Source organism: Dietzia sp. DQ11-38-2, assembly GCF_014145055.1.
GTDB lineage: Bacteria > Actinomycetota > Actinomycetes > Mycobacteriales > Mycobacteriaceae > Dietzia.
In genome coordinates, this window is record NZ_JAALDW010000528.1 from 187 (window position 1) to 18,227 (window position 18,041).

Below are 18,041 nucleotides of genomic sequence, written 5' to 3' on the forward strand. Positions count from 1 at the left end.
AACCCGGAGTGCTCGACCTGCCCGACGCGGTGCTCAAGTACTTCATCACTCCCGCCCTGGCCGAACGGATCCGGCTACGCGACGGCACCTGCCGCCACCCCGGGTGCACGGTCGACGCCCACGACTGCGAGATCGACCACGTCATCGCCTTCGACCACCAGCGTCCCGAACTCGGCGGACCCACCGCCGAATGGAACCTGATCTGCCTGTGCCGCAAGCACCACCGCGAGAAGACCTTCGGCCACTGCGCCTACCGGCCCGGACCCCTGGGCGAACTGACCATCATCACCGAAACCGGACACGAACACCGCACCACCCCACACGGCCCCCTGGCACAGGCCCGAGACCGGATCCTCGACCACCGATGGCGCCACCACCTCGACCGCCTCATCACCGACGACGGCCACCTCACCAACCCACCCGGCGCCCACCGCCCCCACCCCGCCTGACAGGGTCCTGCTCGGGTTCAGCGATGCCATGTCGTGGATCGTCTGGCGACCTCGTGGATCGCGTCGATCTCGCGCAATCCCAGTCGCTGCGGCTGCGATGTGAGATATCGCCTGATGCCGCGCCTGGTCACCACCGTCACAGCGCCATCTATCGGCTGGTTCTTCACGGTGAATCCCCGGCGCGCTCCCACCACCGCGATCACCCCGGTGACCGGCACCGGGAAGCCGACATGCTCCGCCAGCAGACGGGATGCGCGCCTCGCCTCATGCCGACTGTTGCGGATGTACGGAACCCGACTGCCATTGACCATGAAGGTGTCGCCGCCCACCCAGATCGAGGCTTTGGGGTGATTCTTGGAGTTCACGGTGAACACGCCGCCCGGTCCGATCACCACGTGGTCGATATCGGCACCCCGCTCCCCCACGCGCACGGCGTGCAGGATTCTCCACCGAGCATCCAGTGCGGCCAGCTGATCACCGACCGCCTGCTCACCATCCGCACCGATGCGCCACGCGCGCTCGTCCGTCTTCGCATCGAAGACCCGGGCGAACATGTGGCGCACCATCCCCTGCGCCTCCCGTTCGGCGAGTGCCCGCTCGCGGGCGGCCGCCCCCGCACGAGTGTCCGAAAGATCGTGCCACCTCAGCCCGGATCGGGTTGACGGCGCTGTGGTCAGGGGCGGCGCTGTGGCCGGAGGCGGAACCGGGGCAGTCGCCGCGACCGGCCCCGGCGACTGTGCCAGCGGTGTCGGGGAAAGCGGTGTCGGGAGCGTCGGTGGCGCCACCGGGGTCCCGGCTGGAGACGCCGTCGGCGAAGCGTTCCCCTGAGGTTGCCGGTTCGGCTCTCGTACCGACCCGCCGTGCCGCCGGGCGCCCATGTGGTCCTCGATCGCCTTGCGCAACAGCGGCAGGTTGCTGAGGTCGTCGGAGTGGTAGCGGCCGGTGGCGAGATCGAGGTATCCCAGGTCGGTTCCGCCCGGGGTCGCGGCGTAGAGCCTGTCGTGGCCGAAACGGACCCACCTTCGAACGATCCACTCGGTCACGGCGCCTCCTGTTGACAGTCGTCGAATCCTCACACCCCGACGCCCCACCTCGTGGCGGAACGCGCGATTCGTCAAGCCCCGCGAGTGATACGGAATACTCGGCACCCCCCTGTTGTTTGACATGTCAGCAAGTTAGGATGGAACGCATCAACCAGAGGGAACGCCCCAACAGACTGAAAGGCTCGCGATCATGCAGTTCGGGATCTTCTCCATCGCCGACATCACCCCTGACCCGCACACCGGGCAGGTGGCCACCGAGCACGAGCGCCTCGAAGCGGTAGTCGAGTACGCGATTCAGGCCGAGCAGGTGGGCCTGGACGTCTTCGCGCTGGGAGAGCACCACAACCCGCCCTTCGTAACGTCCTCCCCCACCACCACCCTCGGCTACATCGCGGGGCAGACCTCGGACATCATCCTGTCCACCGCCACGACGCTCATCACCACCAATGACCCGGTGAAGATCGCCGAGGATTACGCCATGCTCCAGCACCTGGCCGGGGGCCGGGTCGACCTGACGATGGGGCGTGGCAACACCGGACCGGTCTACCCGTGGTTCGGCCAGGACATCCGGCAGGGACTGCCGCTGGCGATAGAGAACTACGAGTTGCTCCACCGCCTGTGGCACGAGGACGTGGTGGAGTGGGAGGGCAAGTTCCGGACCGCCCTCCAGCAGTTCACCTCAACCCCGCGCCCCCTCGACGGGGTCGCACCCTTCGTCTGGCACGGGTCGATACGCTCGCCGCAGATCGCGGAGCAGGCCGCCTACTACGGTGACGGGTTCTTCCACAACAACATCTTCTGGCCGATCAGCCACACCAAGCAGATGGTCGAGCTCTACCGCCGCCGCTACGAGCACTATGGCCACGGTTCCGCGGATCAGGCGATCGTGGGCCTGGGCGGTCAGTTCTTCGCACGCCCCAACAGCCAGGACGCCGTGGACGAGTTCCGCCCCTACTTCGACAACGCACCGGTGTACGGCCACGGCCCGTCGCTCGAGGACTTCACCGCCCAGACCCCGCTGACCGTGGGCTCCCCGCAGCAGGTCATCGACCGCTACCTGACCATGCGCGAGCACGTCGGCGACTACCAACGCCAGATGTTCCTCATCGATCACGCCGGACTGCCCCGCAAGACCGTCATGGAGCAGATCGAGATCCTCGGCACCGAGATCGTGCCGGTCCTGCGCCGGGAACTCGACGCGAAGCGGCCGGCCCACGTGCCGGACGGACCGACCCACGCAGCCCGGGTCGCAGCACGCGACGCCGCACTGGCCGCCGAGGGCGAGCCCGCCTACTCGGACGCCTACCGGTTCGGCACCGGGGACAACTGGACCGGCCTGACGGTCGAGGGCGGACAGCGCGCGCAAGAGCAGTCCCTGGCGCGCGCCCGTCGCACCGAGTCCCGTCTCGCGCAGGCACCGGCCGGAAGGAGCAGCAAGTGACCCCCACTCACTCGCCCGACGCCCGCCCGCTGCGGCTGGTCGTGGTCTCGGCTGGCACCTCGGTGCCGTCGAGTACCAGGATGCTGGCCGACCGGCTGACCTCGGCCACCCGTGAGGCCCTGACGCGTCACGGTCAGGACGTCGACGTGGCGGTTCTTGAGGTCCGGGGGCTCGCCCACGAGGTCGTCGACGCCACGCTCACCCGGTTCCCCGGTGACACCTTGCGCGCGGCCCTCGAGGAGATCGGCCGCGCGGACGGGGTGATCGCGGTGACGCCCACCTATAACCAGTCGTTCTCGGGCCTCTTCAAGTCCTTCTTCGACGTGATCGACCCCGGAACGCTGGCCGGCGTCCCGGTGGCACTGGGGGCGACCGGTGGCACCGTCCGGCACTCGCTGGCGATCGACTTCGCACTGCGACCGATGTTCGCCTATCTCAAGGCCGACGTGGTGCCGACCTCGGTGTTCGCGGCGTCCGAGGATTTCGGGGCGGTCGCCCCGGGTGGCGAGGGCGAGTCGCTGTCCACGCGCGCGCAGCGCGTCGGCACGGAACTGGCCGACTACATGCTGCGGTTCGCCGGGGTCGCCCCCGGTGCGGTGGCGCCGACCCGTTCGGATGCGGGCCGGGGCCGGAGGAACGACGACGACGAGTTCGGCGACTTCGTCCCGATGGGCGATCTGCTCGGTGGGGCGACCTGACCCGGGGCGGACGAGCTAGTTCCGCGCGATCTGGGGCAGCGCCCTGATGGGGTCCTCCGGGCCGATGTCGTACGTGCACTCGCCCGGCCTGGGGTCCGGGACGAACGCCCACAGCATGGCCCCTGCCGCACCCATTGCCTCGTAGTCGTCGATGCGCTCCCCGATGAGGACCGCACGATCCTCGAGGGCCAGGCAGGACCCCGCAGCGATCCCGAGCTCGGTGACCACTAGCGGCTTGTCGGTCTGCGCGAGGCGCAGTGGCAAGAATCCCGCGTTGTCGTAGTCGTGATACTGGAGCACGTCGACGTACGGGGATTCGGCGATGAGTCTGTACCCATCGGCCACCAGCCCGCACTGGTCCCCGCCCAGGAGGCCGGCGGTGATGAGTCGGCCGGGGTCGCGGTCCCGGATCAGCTGCCCGACCTCGTCGGTCCACTCACGCAGAACCTGCGCGGAGTCCGCCGGGCAGGTCCGGTACTGCCAGTGGCAGTCGGCCGTTCCGCATACCGCGGTCTCGGGCTCCCCGATCGGCTCCCAGGCCGCGATCACCGGCGAGCCCGACCACCGTTCGACCGCGGTCGTGACCCAGTCTCGGTAGCTCAGTGGCATCGCCGTGGGTTGTTCCCAGCCGTCCAGGTACCAGTCGCGGTCCTTGTACTGCTCGTCCTCGCAGGCGCCGTCCTGGCCCACGAGAACCGGGATCACCATCTGATCGTGGCGCTCCGCGGCGGCGAAGACCGCGTCGATCGGGGCGAAGTCCAGGGCCCCGGTGAACTTGTTCACGGCGAGCTGTTGAAAGACGTTGAATCGCGTGGCGGCACCGTCCGGAAGTGAACCGAAGTACGCGTCGAGGTCGACCATCGCGCCGCATCCCCGGTTGACGCTCCAGTCCGTCGCCAACTGATAGGCGTTGAGGCCGGTCGGCCACCAGGGTTGGCCGTCGAGGTGGAGCTCTCCCCCGGAGACCGTCGCGCGATGTGGCTGCGCCTGCGATCGTGAATCCGGCGGCGCCGCGCAGGCCAGCGTCAGGACGAGCACCAGCACCCCGACGATGGCAGAGTTCTTCATGAGCTGACAATAGTCGACGGTTCCCGGACCACCACCGGATCCCGGCGACGGTGTCCGGCGCGGTTCCGGCCGTCCGCGCGGCCCTTTCCAGCCGGTGCGCGGCGCGCCGCGGACTACTCGTACACCCGCCACAGTCTCCAGGTCGGGCGGTCGCTACCGGAGTTGACCACCTCGAACTCCAGGCTGCCGAGCTGGGCCCCGTTCTCGTGGACGGTCGGATAGCGGAGGTTGAGCGCGTCGGAGGTGCCACGCCCCTCGGCGGGCACCGTCAGCAGGAACTGGACACCGTTGGCCGCCGGGTCGTTGAGGATCTCGACGAAGTCGCGATCCGAGGGGATGACGAACTGTTCGGGCCTGGTGGTGGAGGCGATGATCGGGAAGCCGTGGACCGTGTCCATGATGACCGCCCCCTCGGGCAGGTCGAGGGAGTCCAGGTAGTCGGCGAGTCGTCGTTCGGTGTCGAACGATGCGACGATCGCCTCCTGCTGCATCCTGAGCTCCGGGGGCCTGTTCCCCGACTCGGGCAGGATCACCGCGTGTAGCGCGTGCTGCTCCTGGGACAGTGTCGGGGAGGCCATGGCCACTGCACTGAACGGGACTCCCGCCGCGAGGAGGATGAGCATTCCCGTCGGGACGAGGCGCCCGCCCGCGAGCTGGTCCTGTGTTCTCGCGGTCGCCCGGGGGCCGGGCCGCCGGGTGGTCATGACACCCCCGCGCGGGACGCAGAACACCGCCAGCACGACGATCAGGGGTATCGCGCTGATATAGAACCGCAGGAACGGGAACGTCATGCCGCGCAGGTAGGTGAACACCGCGAAGCCCAGCACCGCCACGAGGACCACGGCGGCCAGCGGTTCAGGATCCCGGCGGCGCACCGACAGCACCACGCACACCAGCAGGACCACACCGAGTGCCGGGGCGAGCGCGACGATCTCGGCCGCCGAGAACCCGAGGGCCGACAGCCCCCCGGTGGAACCCCCTCCGGACTGCTCGAGGATCGCGGCGTTGCCGTAGCGCGAGGAGAACTGCGCGAGCGCACTGCCGGTCACCAGCCAGCTGGTCGCCGCCCACACGAGGAACGCCAGTGCGGTGGGCGCGGCGAGGATCACGCCGTCGAGGATCGCCGTCTCGGTCCTGCGGCTGCGCCGGTATGACACCACCACGACGACGAGGGTTGCAGCGCCCGAGGCGGCCAGTGCGTCGTAGCGGGCCAGGTAGGACATCCCCAGCGCGAAGCCGGCCACCATCAGATCGTGGACGTCGTCCGTGGTCATCCACCGGACGAGGCGGCGCACGGCCCACACCACGAAGAAGACGAACAGGGCCTCGCTCATGCCGTTCGCCCCGTAGTACACGATCATCGGATGCAATCCGAAGACCAGGGTGACCCCCCAGGTGAACCAGGCCGGGCACTGGCGTTCCCCCGCGAGTGCGTGGATCTGGGTGACCGCGGCCGCCATCGCCGGCGCGCTCACCGCCACCGCGGTCAGGCTCCATCTGGTGAGACCCGGGAACCACCCGGACAGACTGACGAGCGGGAGCTGGGCGAGCGCGGTGAGCGGGGTGAAGATGAAGCCGATGGCCGCCAGATGCGGGTCTCTGGACAGCAGCGCGGCCCGCGTGTCGGCCACGCGACTCAACGCGTCGCCCTGCAGGTAGTTGGCACCGAGGGAGAGGTAGAGCCCCACCGCCAGGTACAGCAGCGTGAACGCGCAGAAGACGGCGACGGGACGGGATCTCACGAGGCCGGTCCCAGCGTGATGCCGACCGGCGGTCGATTCATGACGCCGACCCCCCTCATGACGCCAACCCGTGCACGGTCTTCTCCCAGTAGGAGGGGTTGGCGAAGAGCTGATAGGTGCCCTTGATCGCGGCGATCGACATGAGCACCCAGTAGAGCGGGACCGTCAGACACGCCCACCACAGCGCCGCGTTGCCGGTCTCCCGGCAGGCGATGAAGTTCGAGTAGAGGATCGTCGAGTTGCCGAGCACCAGGCAGATCAACGCGGGGAAGTACACGTAGGCGGGGAAGACCTGCTCGATGACGGCCGGTTGGCCGAGTATCCAGGACAGGGTCACGAGCCAGAACACCATGTTGAGGCAGGCGATCACGGGGGTCCCGGCCAGCAGGGTCGTGAAGCGGAACATGCTCACCGTGCCGAGGGTGCGCCACAGCGTGACCGGATGACGCATGTGCACCAGCCAGGTCTGCAGGTACCCCTTGTACCAGCGAGAACGCTGCCTTATCCAGTTGATCGGGTCAGGGTTGGCCTCCTCCAGGGTGGTGGAGTCGAGCACGGCCGTCCGGTGTCCGCGGGCGGCGATCCGCACACCCAGGTCGGCGTCCTCGGTGACGTTGTACGGATCCCACGCGCCGATCTCGGACAGCACGTCGGCCTTGATGTGGTTCGACGTGCCCCCCAGCGGGATGGGCGAGCTGGACTTCATCAGACCGGGTAGGAGGAAGTTGAACCACAGCGCGTAGTCGGCGGTGAACCACGCCGTGAGCATGTTCTGCGACCCGTTGTGGAACGCGAGCTTGGCCTGGACGCACACCACCTCGTCGTCGAGATCGGCGAAGGCCACCGCCACGCGCCGGAGTTGGAGGGGATCGGGGCGGTCCTCGGCGTCGAAGATCGTGATGATCTCCCCGGTGGCGTAGTGCAACGCGTAGTTGCACGCCTTGGGCTTGGTGCGGGGATCGGCCGGGGGGATCCGCAGGATCCGGCACACCTCGCCCAGACCGGCGGCCTCCGCCGCGTCGATCGTCACGTCGTCGTCGGCCTCGAGCAGCAACAACACCTCCAGCTTGTCGGCCGGGTAGTCGATGGAGCTCACGGCGTCGATGAGGTCGCCGATCACCTCCGGCTCGTTGTAGGCGGGCACCAGCACCGAGTACGTGGGCAGGTCGGAGTCCGGCACGGCCAGGGCGCGGTCGTCCTCCACGTGCAGGATCGACTCCCGCGCCAGCCCGCGGCCGAGGAGGAGGAGCCGGTCGGCGAGCGTGATGAGGTAGACGGCGGTACTCACCGCCGTCAACGCGATGAGGGTCGGGGTGGTGGCCACGACCAGGGCGAGGACCACCACGGCGACCCCGGTGAGTCCTGCCCACTTCTGCCACGGCACGAACGGCACCGCCGCCGAGGCGGACGGGTCGCGTTCGAACAATCCGTGCACGGCGTCGTGGAGGGCCGCCTCGCTGCGAATGTCGTCCGGGTCGGCGGTCTCGGGGGTCGCCGGCTCCGGATCTACCCGTCCGTCCACTGCGCCTCCACGAGGTCGGTCGCGAGCTCGGTCAGCATATCGAGATCCTTCTCCTGCGAATTGGTGTCGGTGACCGCACCCGCTCCGCGCAGCGCCAGGCTGAGCAGGCGCGAGAACGACCGCGAGCCGGGAACGGCCGGCGGGAACTCGGCGTCGAACTCGTGGTTGTCCACGGTGATGAGCGTGACACGTTGGATCCTGTCCCCCGCCCGTGTCCAGACGAACGACATCACGCTCCAGGTGAGGAGGTTCTCGTCGTCGATCACCGTCCGGTACCGCGCGGAGACGCCCCGGTTGAGTGGTACCGGCCGGGGCGGACTGATCCGTGCCGAACTGAGATCGAACATCATCTCCAACGGGAACACCTCGAGAACCCCCGGATCACCGACGGTCAATGTCTGCACCGCCGCCACCCTGGGGCGCAGGAGCTCGTCCCAGTCGGCCCGGACGCGCGTCGCCCTGATCATCTGACGCTCCAGAGTGGCTGACGGCCCGAACATCCGCTCGGCCCACGGGTAGTCGATCCTGTCGACCTCCTCCCATCCCGCGGGGAGGATCTGACCTGCCCCGTTCAGGGCACCGGGCCCCGGGGACAGTCGTTCATCGATCCCCGCCGGCAGCGGCGCGAGGGAGAGGAGCACGGCCACGACGATCACCAGAGGTGCGCTGCGCCAGGCCTCACGTGGAGAGACCACCAACGAGGGCAGGGGTGAACCACCCGACCGCCGGTCCTCCGCCGCACCGGCCCCGCGGAGGCGGCGGAGTGCCGGCGGCCCGAGGATCGCCAGCGGCCCCACGGAGACCACCAGCACCATGACCACCGCCTCCGCCCCCCAGCCTCCACCCAAGGCGAACACCGCCAGGCGCAACGCACCCGGAGTCGCGACGGTGAGGAGCAGCCAGGACGGCCAGTACCGGAAGGTGCGGCGCGTCCCGAAGAAGAACACCGATCCACCCAGGAGGAACATCCAGGCGGCGATGAAGTCCAGGTGCAACAGGACATAGGTCTCCGTGTACCGGGGCAGCACGAGCCACTCGATCATCAGCGCGATGGCCAGGACGATCGTCCCCGCGATCTTGTCGCTCTGCCGGTCGTGGATCGGCAACTCCGGGCGCCGCCTCAGGTGCAAGGCCACGGCGGTGAGCACGGCACCGACGGGGGCGGCGAGGAACACCTCGCTACCGGAGCCGGCCGTCACCTCCCCTGCGATCCTCGCCCACGTCCGCCAGAACCCGGCGGCGGCGAGCACGACGAGCAGCGCCCACCTCGCGACGTGATCCGCTCCCTCACCGAGAGCGCCGGGGAGAGCCTGGGCGGGTTTCACCGCCGCGGGCGGACCCGACGGCGACGAGAGGCCGCCCAGACGAGCCCGGCGACCGCCGCCCCCGCCAGCGTGATCACCAGACCGACGAGCAGTGCGGTGCGGACGCCGTCGGTTCCCTCCTCCTCCTGACTCGCGTCCCCATCGATCGCCTCGACCGTGGACAGTTCGATCGGCTCCCTGTCCGGAGCGGTGAACAGGACGTTTCCGGCCAACATCGACCATCGACCCGGCTCGTCGTCCAACCACTCCAGCGTGCGGTCGAGCTCCGCCGAACCCGAACTGGACGAGGCCACCAGGAGCGCTCGATCACCGTCCTGGACCACCTGCATCGACGCGAAGTCGACGTCCTCGTAGAACCGCAACGTCGCGGGCTGATCGTCCTGCGCTCCCACCACCTCCAGCGTGCGACCGCCGGTCAGAGTCAGGGGCAGGTCGACATCGGACGGGGCGGACCCGGACGTCACCAGTAATCCGGGGACGTTGCCGTCCAGGAGGGTCTCCGGGCTCACCCATTCGGGCAGCAGCGGCGTGGCGGACAGCGCCTGTAGTTCGGCGAGGATCCGCACGGCCCGCGCGGTGTCCTCCAGCGATCCGCTGCCGGTGGCCACCTGCAGACGGGGTAGGAGCGCCTGCGGGAGGGACCCGAACCCGGCCGGTGCCGGTGAGGCGGGTTCGGACAGACGGACCCGGGTCGCCCCGTCGATGATCAGGGTCAACGGTTGTAGGACTCCACAGGCCGCGCCCGCGCCGGAGGTCTGGAGGGAGACGGTGATGTCGGTGTACCGGTTCAGCGCACCGGCGGGAACGGTCACCGTGCGGTCGATGATCCCGGACTGATCGGCGGTCCACGACTCCAGCACGGTCTGACCGGCCGACACCACGATCAGCCCGCTGCGGTCGGACGGTGGCGGCGAATAGGACCCGACCAGATCTACGGTCACGTCCCCGGTCACCTGCCCGAGGCTGGTCTGGTCGAGCCCGAAGCTCGCCGAGACCGACCCCACCGACCGCGCGGACCGCGAACCCGGTCCGAGCTCGTCGAGGGTCGCCTCGGTCACCAGGGCGCGGGGCGCCGGGAGAGGCGTATCGAGGGTGGCCGAACCCGCGACGGCCAGCGACCACAGGTCGCTCGTCACCGACCGCATCTGGCGCCCCAGGGCGGCGGAGTCGCCTGTGACCACCACGGTGGGGACGGCGTCGTCGGTCAGGTCGATCCGGGACTCGTCGGCTTCACGGATCTCCGCCCGACGGGTGAAGGGCGAGGCATCCGGAGCCCTGGACCCCGACGCAGGGAGCACCTCGATCTCCAGACCCGTCCGCCCGAACCTCGACGACGCGAGGAGCGCCAACTGGGCAGCGGCCTCCGACTCGGCGCGGGTCGGCTCGTCCGGGAGGTAGATCTCCACGCGTTCCAGGACCGGGGGGACGAAGTCGGCCAGCACCCGGGGCGCCTCGGGCTCGCCGGCGAAGTCCACCTCGGTGTCACGCAGCTCCAGAGACCGGTCGCCCCAGTCCGGACAGGCCTCTCCGCGGGAGTGCAGGACGGTCCGCAGGGTGAGGTTCAGTACGCCGTTGCGCACCCGCCCGCGATCGAGCGGAATGGTGAGACGCTCGAACTCGGCGTCCGATCTCAGCTCCTCCCGGGCCAGTAGCAGGCCACCTGACCACGCCTCGAGATGCCCCCGGTCGAGGTCCACCGGGAGCTGCACCGTCGTGCTCATCGTCCTGGGACTCAGACCCTCGGGGACCGGGATCGGGACCGCGACCTCGGCGCTCCGATCAGGAAACCGGAGCACCTGCGCGACCCCGAGTCTGGGTCCGTCTATGACGGTCTGGGCACCGGCCGGGGTCGGGGCGGCGAGGGCGACGGCGAGCAGGAGGCAGGCGGAAACACGAAGTGCGGGGGGCGCGGACACGGCTCATGACCCTACCGGGCGCCCGGGCTCGTGACCTGGGATCCGGCCGAGCCGTACACCCACTCTCTGCTCTCAGAGGCGGTAGGCCGCAGGGACGATCAGCGAGGGTCGGCGGGTGCGCCCCCCTCGACGCCCGCACGGTCCGTGCCCTCGTCGGCCAGCTGGTCGGGCTCGGGATGATCGGTGTCGAAGGTCTCGGGCAGGTTCTTGATGTGCTTGTTCATGTTGCGGATCAGCAGCACGGTGGCCACCAGCAGCAGCAGGACCACCGGGATCCCGATCGGCGAGGCCTTGCCGAACTCCGGCCCCATCGGGTGGTCGTTGTACCCCGGGGTGCCCGGCGACTGGTGCTGTGCGAAGACCATCACCGCCTGGTGCGCCAGGATCTGGACGTCCGGTCCCAGAGTGATCATCGCGGGTCCTTCGCTGTGCTCGGTCCGACCGGCAGCGGGACGTACGGGTCGACGCCCTCGAACAGGTCTGACTCGTATTCTCCCTCAGCTCGCACCGGTACGGCCACCCGGCTTGCCGCGAGTTCGAACTCCTCGGTGGGCCACACCCGCTGCTGCATCTCGACCGGGGCCGCGAAGAACCAGCCGTTGGGGTCGATCTGCGTGGCGTGGGCCAACAGCGCGGAATTGCGTTGCTCGAAGTAGTCGGCGCACTCCACCCGGGTGGTCACCCGCTCCATGATGTCGGGACGGTCTCCCCAGCGGGAGAGGAACTCGGCGAAGTGCCGGACGCCGTCGCGCGCGAACAACTCCTCGTCGAGCAGTTCCAGACGGCTCTTGGGGAAACCGTGGGTGTAGTAGACCTTGGCCACCGCCCACGGCTCGCCGGTCCCCGGATAGCGGGCGGGGTCCGCGGCGGCCTCGTAGGCGGCCATCGACGCCGAGTGCACCTTCAGGTGATCCGGGTGCGGGTACCCGCCGTTCTCGTCGTAGGTGATCATCACGTGCGGGCGGAACTCCCGGATCCGGGCGACCAGGGAGCGGGTGACCTCGTCGTCGTCGGCAAGGGCGAAGCATCCGGGAGGCAACGGCGGCAACGGGTCACCCTCGGGCAGACCCGAGTCCTCGTAGCCCAGCCAGTGGTGCTCGACGCCGAGGATGTCGGCCGCGCGCGCCATCTCCCGGCGCCGCACACGAACGAGGTCGGCCACGACGTCGGGGCGGTCCATCGCAGGGTTGAGGATGCTGCCACGCTCGCCGCCGGTACATGTCTCCACCAGCACGGTGACGCCCTGGGCCACGTACTTGGCCATGGTCGCGGAGCCCTTGGACGCCTCGTCGTCGGGGTGGGCGTGCACCGCCATCAGCCGGAGACCGGCCATCGTCGCACCTGCCGTTCTTCAGAGCTCGGGGATCGGGGATGACCCATTCTGATCGTGAGGGGCCATTCTATGGACACACCGGGCACCGGTGCCCCCGGGGAGGCCGGTCGCCCGCCCCCGGATACCCTTGGGACCATGAGTGAGCCGAGGTCGGACGTGGCGCCACAGGCGGCAGGGACCCCGCCGGCCGGGCGGTACGACGACACCGGATCCGGCGTGACGGGCAAGGTGGTCGCGGGATTCCTGGTCCTGCTCGTGGGAGCCCTCGTGGTGGCCGGCGCCGTCGCCGGGTACCGGCTCAGCTCCACCCCCACGATCTCCGCCGAGGTGATCGGCGTGACGGTCGTCGACGACGGTCGGACCGACGTGGTGATGACCGTCACCCGCGACGACCCCGGGACGGCCGCGTACTGCATCGTCCGCGCCCAGGACCAGACCAAGGGCGAGGTCGGCCGGCGGGAGGTCTACGTGCCCCCGTCCGCGAACAGCGCGATCCAGGTCGACATGTCCATCGCGACCTCGGCCCGCGCGTTCGTGGCCGACGCCTACGGCTGCGGCGACGACATCCCGGACTACCTGCGCAGGTAGGGCTTCTCCGGCCCCGCAGCAGGTCACCGCTGTGTTAGCATCGTCCTATCAGCACGGCTCCTTTCGCGGGGCCGTGTTTTTCGTACAGCAGCACACACACGAACAGATTGGAGTGCGCTCTCATGGCGAACGACACCCAGGGCTACTGGTTGACCCAGGATTCGTACGACCGCCTCATGGCCGAGAAGGAGGCGCTGATCGCCAACCGCCCGGTCATCGCCGCCGAGATCAACGAGCGGCGGGAGGAGGGCGACCTCAAGGAGAACGCCGGGTACCACGCCGCACGCGAGCAGCAGGGCCAGGAGGAGGCCCGGATCCGGCAGCTCGACGATCTGCTGGCCACCGCCCAGGTCGGCGAGACCCCCACGGAGACCGGCGTCGCGCTGGTGGGCTCCGTCGTCCGCGCGTACTACAACGGGGACGAGGACACCAAGGAGACGTTCCTCGTGGGCACCCGCGGTGAGGGCTCGGGCAAGGACGACCTCGAGATCTACTCCCCCGACTCCCCCCTGGGCCGCGCGATCCTGGGCGCGAAGGTCGGCGAGAGCCGCGAGTACACGACCCCCAATGGCAAGTCCGTCTCCGTGACGATCGTGACCGCGGAGCCGTACCAGAGCTGACCGGCCACGACGGGCCCGGTGGTAGGTTCTTGACGTCCATCGGGCCCGGGTCGACCAGCCCGTTCCCGCGCCGGCGTAGCAGGAGTCCCACGTGACAGACGGTTCCCATGACAGGCCTCTGGGCCCCGCACCGAAGATCGAGGCGGCGGCCGAGCAGGTCCTGGGACCGGCGCTGCGCACCGGGCAGTCACCGTTCGACGACGAGCTCTACACCTGGACGCCCGAGGTCGCGGAGGAGCTGGTCCGGCGCCTGGACGGTGACGCCGACGAGCACACCGACGAGGACTCCGGGGGCTCCACCCGCTCCCCCGTGATGCAGGCGCTCCACGACCAGTTGGAGGGCGCCCCGCGTCCGGTGGTGCTGCTGGCCGCCGAGCTCCTGTACATCCAGCAGCTGCCCCTGTCCACGGTCACCGCGCGCCTCAAGCGGGGGCGGATCCGGGACGTCCTGTCCTGGGTGGACGACGCGCCGACGATCCCCGAGGCGCTCGACGAGGCGCTCGGCGAGAAGGGCCCGTTGACCGGTGGCCTGGGGTTCAACGTCCAGATGCGCGAACACCTGCGGTGGTTGTGTACGTTCATCGTCCACTGGGCCGAGTTGGAGTCGGCCGAGCGGGACGCGGCGCTCACGGACCCGTGGGAGTTCCAGCGCGCCGCCCGCTCGACGCCCGGGGACTGGCGGGCCATCCGCTACAGCCTGCAGTACCTCGCCTGGCCCGGGTACTTCCAGCCGGTCGTCAAGCACGAGCACAAGACGCGGATCCGCGACGCCTTCGCCGAACTGATCGGCGGCCCGTCCGGGATCGACGAGCTGGACATCGACCAGGACCTGCACCGCATCGCCGAGACCCTCACCGCCCAACTCGGGCAACCCGTCGACTGGTACCGCGGCGCGATCGCCAACCAGTGGCAGCGCCACCGCGACGACCACTCCCGCCGCGCGTGGCTGGTCCGGCCCGGACGTGGCGGCGTCGGCCAGGCCGGGCAGTGGGTCGCGCAGAACCGGATCGCGCTGCCCGCCTCACACCTGCCCCGCATCCCCGCGCACGCCAGTCGGCTCGAGGTGTCCCAGGCCGTCGAGCAGGGCTATCCGCACCTGGACTACCAGGCGCGGTTCCAGCTCACGGCCGAGCTGCACACCTTCCTGTCCCGGATGAGCCCCCAGGACGTGGTGGCCACGGTCGCCGACGCCAAACTGCACCTGGGCACCCTCACCGACGACCTGGGCTACGTCGACGACGGTGGCCAGCAACTCGAGCGCTCGGTGAGGTGGCACTCGGTCACGCTCGACCTGGACACCCTCCCCAGCCCGCTCTCCGAGTTGATCGGGGAGCCCGGCACGGTCGTGGACCTCACCGACGGCCTGGACGCCCTGCTCGCCGCCATGCACCCAGGCCGGCACTCCGCCGAGTCCCAGGTGGCCGAGGCCCCGGGCGCGGGAACGGTTCCCACCCTCCCCGACATCACCGACGAGCTCGCCGACAGCCTGCACATGCCGCGCAGGGAGCTGCAGGAGATCGTGGACACCCTGCAGGAGCGGCAACAGATCGTCTTCTACGGGCCCCCCGGCACCGGCAAGACCTACCTCGCGCAGGAACTCGCCCGCTTCCTCGCCGGCGCCGACGACCCGAGCCGCGTGCAGCTCGTCCAGTTCCACCCCAGCTACGCCTACGAGGACTTCTTCGAGGGCTACCGTCCCACCCTCACCGAATCGGGCCAGCCCGGCTTCGCCCTTCAGGCCGGCCCGCTGCGCCGCCAGGCCGCGCGCGCGACGTCGGATTCCGGCCGGGAGCACCCGAGTTTCCTCATCATCGACGAGATGAACCGGGCCGACCTGGCGCGGGTGTTCGGCGAGATGTACTTCCTGCTCGAGTACCGCGACCGCACGGTCCTGCCCCAGTACAGTCCCGACACCTCGTTCCGGCTGCCGCGCAACCTGTTCATCATCGGCACCATGAACACCGCCGACCGGTCGATCGCCATGGTCGACGCGGCGATCCGGCGGCGGTTCGCGTTCATGGAACTCCACCCGGACACCCCGCCCGTCGCGGGGGTGCTGCGGCGGCACCTCGAGGCCCGCGGCGAGACCACCGAGCCCGCCGACCTGCTGGAGGCGCTCAACTCGGAGATCGACGACTCGGACCGCGACCTGCGCATCGGTCCGTCGTACTTCATGAAGGACCGGGCCACCGACCCAGGCGGGCTCGAGGCGATCTGGCGGTACGACCTGCTCCCGCTGCTCGAGGAGCACTACTACGGGCGCCTGTCGCGAGCCGAGGTCCACGAGCGCTTCGGGCTCGCCACACTGCGTCGGAAGATCGGCCGGGCGTGACCTCCCCCTCGGCGGGCTCCGCGGCGTCGGAGACCATCGAGTTCGACGAGTTCGACAGACGCGGCCGGCTCGTCACCCTGAGCTGGGAGGGCGCTCAGCACCTGTCGCAGACCGGGTTGGTCGAGGTACTGCCCGCCGGCCGCGACACCTGGCGGCTGATCCCGTGCGGCAGCGTCGGCTCGGTCCGCGTCGAGGGCCTGGCCGTGAGAGTCCTGCCCGCGGCCAACCTCGGCCTGACGCAGTTGTTCTTCCTGCTCGACCACGCGGCCGAGTCGGCGTTCCTCCCGTCCGCCGTCCAGGCGAGGGACGACGACGAGCTGTGGGTCTCCGTGGCCGAATCCATGGCCGCGTTGGCGCATCAGGCCCTGTCGTCGGGGCTGCTGCGCGGGTACCGCAGGGTCGACGAGGCACTGACCACCGTGCGCGGACGTATCCGCCTTGGGGACCAGATCCGCCGCCACCCGGGAATGACCATCCCCCTGGAGGTCACCTACTCGGAGTTCACCCCGGACATCGCCGAGAACCGCATCCTGCGCACGGCCGCGCACCGTCTGCAGTTCCTGCCCGACCTGCCCGACGCCACCCGGCGACGGTTGGCGATGGTGGACGCGCGGCTCGCGGACGCCACGCTCATCGGCCAGGGCGCCCCGGTCCCCGCCTGGACGCGGACCCGTCTCAACGCCCGGTTCCAGAACGCGCTCGCCCTGGCCGACCGGATCGTGCGCCGCATCTCCGTCGAGGTGGAGGACGGTCACGCGGCGTCGGCCGCGTTCGTCACCGAGATGCCGGAGCTGTTCGAGCGTTTCGTCGAGGCCGAACTGACCGCGGCCCTCGACGGCTGTGGGGGCCGGGTGCTGCACAACCCGGTCGTCCACCTCGACTCCGGGATCGAGGAGAGCACGCCGGAGGGGCGCTCCGGGGTCGAGGGCGGATCCGGAGAGGACTCCGCCGATGGGCGCGGTCGCCACAGCGCTCCCGAGTCGGAAGGCGACCACATCTCGGTGCGGACCGGGCTGGTGTACGAGGTCGAGGGCCGACCCGTCACCACCTTCGTCCCCACGTATCCCACCGACCGCCGGGCCCGCGCCGCCGAGCACTACCGCCTGCTCGCGGCCTGCACCGCACTCGGGGTGGACCGTGCCTTCCTCGTCTATCCGGCCCAGCGCCGCGACGACGCACCGCAACCGCGGCGGATAGTGCACACCGATATCTCGATCGTCGAGTACCCGGTCGATCTCTCGATGGGGCCCGCCGAGGCGCGCAGGACTATCGTCGAACTGTCACAGCAGGCCCGCGAGCTCGCGGCACGCGGCACCGCACGCCACCGCACCGGAGGGAGACGCCACGCCAGATGACCGACGCAGATGATCCGGCGCGCAAGATCGTCGTCAACCTCGCTCTGGTGGCCGTGGGCACGGTCGGCGCCTACCGGGGCGCGTACGAACTCCTGGCCCAGCAGGCCAGAACCGCCCGGCGGGTGATCCCCAAACCCACCTCCCGCCCCTTCGACGGCGACGGCCTCTATCGCCCCGGGGCCGTCACCGCCGAGCCGTGGCGCCCCGGCATGACGTGCGATGTCCACATGGTGATCTTCGGCGACTCGCTCGCGGCCGGCCTGGGCGCGGATTCCCCCGGCGAGCTGCCCGGCGTCCTCCTCGCCCGCGGCTTGGCGGAGGAGGCGGGGTGGAACGTGCGGTTGAGCATCAAGGCGATCGTCGGTGCCACCTCCAAAGGTCTCGCGGGCCAGGTCGAGGCCATGCAGATCGCACACGGCGATCCCGACATCTCGGTGATCCTCATCGGCGGCAACGACATCACGGCCCGCAACGCGATCGGCCCGTCGGCGCGACGGGTGGGTGAGGCCGTCGAGGCGCTGCGAGGGGGCGGGTCCCACGTGGTGGTGGGCACCTGCCCCGACCTCGGGACCATCAAGCCCGTCCCGCAGCCACTGCGATCGGTCATGG

Annotated in this window: 16 protein-coding genes; 8 read left to right on the plus strand and 8 right to left on the minus strand. The window is 69.9% G+C overall.

Annotation, left to right across the window (positions count from 1 at the left end):
• Positions 1–449 (plus strand): HNH endonuclease signature motif containing protein (locus tag G6026_RS16665; RefSeq protein ID WP_182613822.1); only part of this gene is annotated, 449 nt, incomplete at its 5' end.
• 17 nt (positions 450–466) lie between these two features.
• Here G6026_RS16665 and G6026_RS17925 read toward each other — a convergent pair.
• Positions 467–1,492, minus strand: a complete 1,026-nt coding sequence (locus tag G6026_RS17925) for a nuclease-related domain-containing protein (RefSeq protein ID WP_309230362.1) — start codon at positions 1,490–1,492, stop codon at positions 467–469.
• 190 nt (positions 1,493–1,682) lie between these two features.
• Between G6026_RS17925 and G6026_RS16675 the strand changes: the two genes are divergently transcribed.
• On the plus strand, positions 1,683–2,933 hold the full coding sequence (locus G6026_RS16675) for an LLM class flavin-dependent oxidoreductase (RefSeq protein WP_182613823.1): 1,251 nt from the start codon (positions 1,683–1,685) through the stop codon (positions 2,931–2,933).
• Positions 2,930–3,631 (plus strand): CE1759 family FMN reductase, encoded by a 702-nt coding sequence (locus G6026_RS16680; protein ID WP_107756851.1) that lies wholly within the window; start codon positions 2,930–2,932, stop codon positions 3,629–3,631. Before G6026_RS16675 ends, G6026_RS16680 begins: the two co-directional genes overlap by 4 nt.
• Positions 3,632–3,646: 15 nt before the next feature.
• On the opposite strand, the gene G6026_RS16685 is transcribed toward G6026_RS16680, so the two are convergent.
• The 7 genes from G6026_RS16685 to mca form a co-directional block, all read right to left on the minus strand.
• Positions 3,647–4,699, minus strand: a complete 1,053-nt coding sequence (locus G6026_RS16685) for a beta-mannosidase (protein ID WP_107756852.1) — start codon at positions 4,697–4,699, stop codon at positions 3,647–3,649.
• A gap of 113 nt (positions 4,700–4,812) precedes the next feature.
• A complete protein-coding gene (locus G6026_RS16690; protein ID WP_182613824.1) occupies positions 4,813–6,441 on the minus strand; it encodes a glycosyltransferase family 39 protein in 1,629 nt (542 codons plus the stop codon).
• A 55-nt stretch (positions 6,442–6,496) separates the two neighbouring features.
• A complete protein-coding gene (locus G6026_RS16695; protein WP_107758149.1) occupies positions 6,497–7,906 on the minus strand; it encodes a glycosyltransferase in 1,410 nt (469 codons plus the stop codon).
• Positions 7,907–7,947: 41 nt separating this feature from the next.
• Positions 7,948–9,288, minus strand: coding sequence for a hypothetical protein (locus G6026_RS16700; RefSeq protein ID WP_182613825.1), 1,341 nt, complete (start codon positions 9,286–9,288; stop codon positions 7,948–7,950).
• Positions 9,285–11,204, minus strand: a complete 1,920-nt coding sequence (locus tag G6026_RS16705) for a hypothetical protein (RefSeq protein ID WP_182613826.1) — start codon at positions 11,202–11,204, stop codon at positions 9,285–9,287. The genes G6026_RS16700 and G6026_RS16705 overlap by 4 nt, the downstream gene beginning before the upstream one ends.
• 98 nt (positions 11,205–11,302) lie before the next feature.
• Positions 11,303–11,569: a hypothetical protein gene (locus tag G6026_RS16710; protein ID WP_107758150.1), complete on the minus strand. Its 267-nt coding sequence runs from the start codon at positions 11,567–11,569 to the stop codon at positions 11,303–11,305.
• A gap of 44 nt (positions 11,570–11,613) precedes the next feature.
• Positions 11,614–12,537, minus strand: coding sequence for a mycothiol conjugate amidase Mca (gene mca, locus G6026_RS16715; protein ID WP_182613828.1), 924 nt, complete (start codon positions 12,535–12,537; stop codon positions 11,614–11,616).
• A 135-nt stretch (positions 12,538–12,672) separates the two neighbouring features.
• Here mca and G6026_RS16720 point away from each other — a divergent pair, with 135 nt between their 5' ends.
• The 5 genes from G6026_RS16720 to G6026_RS16740 all read left to right on the plus strand — a co-directional run.
• Positions 12,673–13,125 carry a DUF4307 domain-containing protein gene (locus G6026_RS16720; protein ID WP_182613829.1) on the plus strand — a complete coding sequence of 151 codons (453 nt, stop codon included), beginning with the start codon at positions 12,673–12,675 and terminating at the stop codon, positions 13,123–13,125.
• A 122-nt stretch (positions 13,126–13,247) separates the two neighbouring features.
• Positions 13,248–13,745, plus strand: a complete 498-nt coding sequence (gene greA, locus G6026_RS16725) for a transcription elongation factor GreA (RefSeq protein WP_017835774.1) — start codon at positions 13,248–13,250, stop codon at positions 13,743–13,745.
• 91 nt (positions 13,746–13,836) lie between these two features.
• The gene (locus G6026_RS16730) at positions 13,837–16,077 is read left to right on the plus strand and encodes an AAA family ATPase (RefSeq protein ID WP_182613830.1); all 2,241 of its coding nucleotides are present in this window, start codon (positions 13,837–13,839) and stop codon (positions 16,075–16,077) included.
• Positions 16,074–17,432, plus strand: a complete 1,359-nt coding sequence (locus G6026_RS16735) for a hypothetical protein (protein WP_107756857.1) — start codon at positions 16,074–16,076, stop codon at positions 17,430–17,432. The genes G6026_RS16730 and G6026_RS16735 overlap by 4 nt, the downstream gene beginning before the upstream one ends.
• Positions 17,429–18,041: SGNH/GDSL hydrolase family protein (locus tag G6026_RS16740; RefSeq protein WP_182613831.1), on the plus strand; the 613-nt coding region annotated here is incomplete at its 3' end. The genes G6026_RS16735 and G6026_RS16740, both read left to right, overlap by 4 nt.

Excerpts from the sequence above, each read along its gene's own strand:
- G6026_RS16675 (WP_182613823.1), top strand. The coding sequence starts at position 1,683 with ATGCAGTTCGGGATCTTCTCCATCGCCGACATCACCCCTGACCCGCAC.
- G6026_RS16685 (WP_107756852.1), bottom strand. The coding sequence starts at position 4,699 with ATGAAGAACTCTGCCATCGTCGGGGTGCTGGTGCTCGTCCTGACGCTG.
- G6026_RS16710 (WP_107758150.1), bottom strand. The coding sequence starts at position 11,569 with ATGGTCTTCGCACAGCACCAGTCGCCGGGCACCCCGGGGTACAACGAC.
- mca (WP_182613828.1), bottom strand. The coding sequence starts at position 12,537 with ATGGCCGGTCTCCGGCTGATGGCGGTGCACGCCCACCCCGACGACGAG.
- G6026_RS16720 (WP_182613829.1), top strand. The coding sequence starts at position 12,673 with ATGAGTGAGCCGAGGTCGGACGTGGCGCCACAGGCGGCAGGGACCCCG.
- greA (WP_017835774.1), top strand. The coding sequence starts at position 13,248 with ATGGCGAACGACACCCAGGGCTACTGGTTGACCCAGGATTCGTACGAC.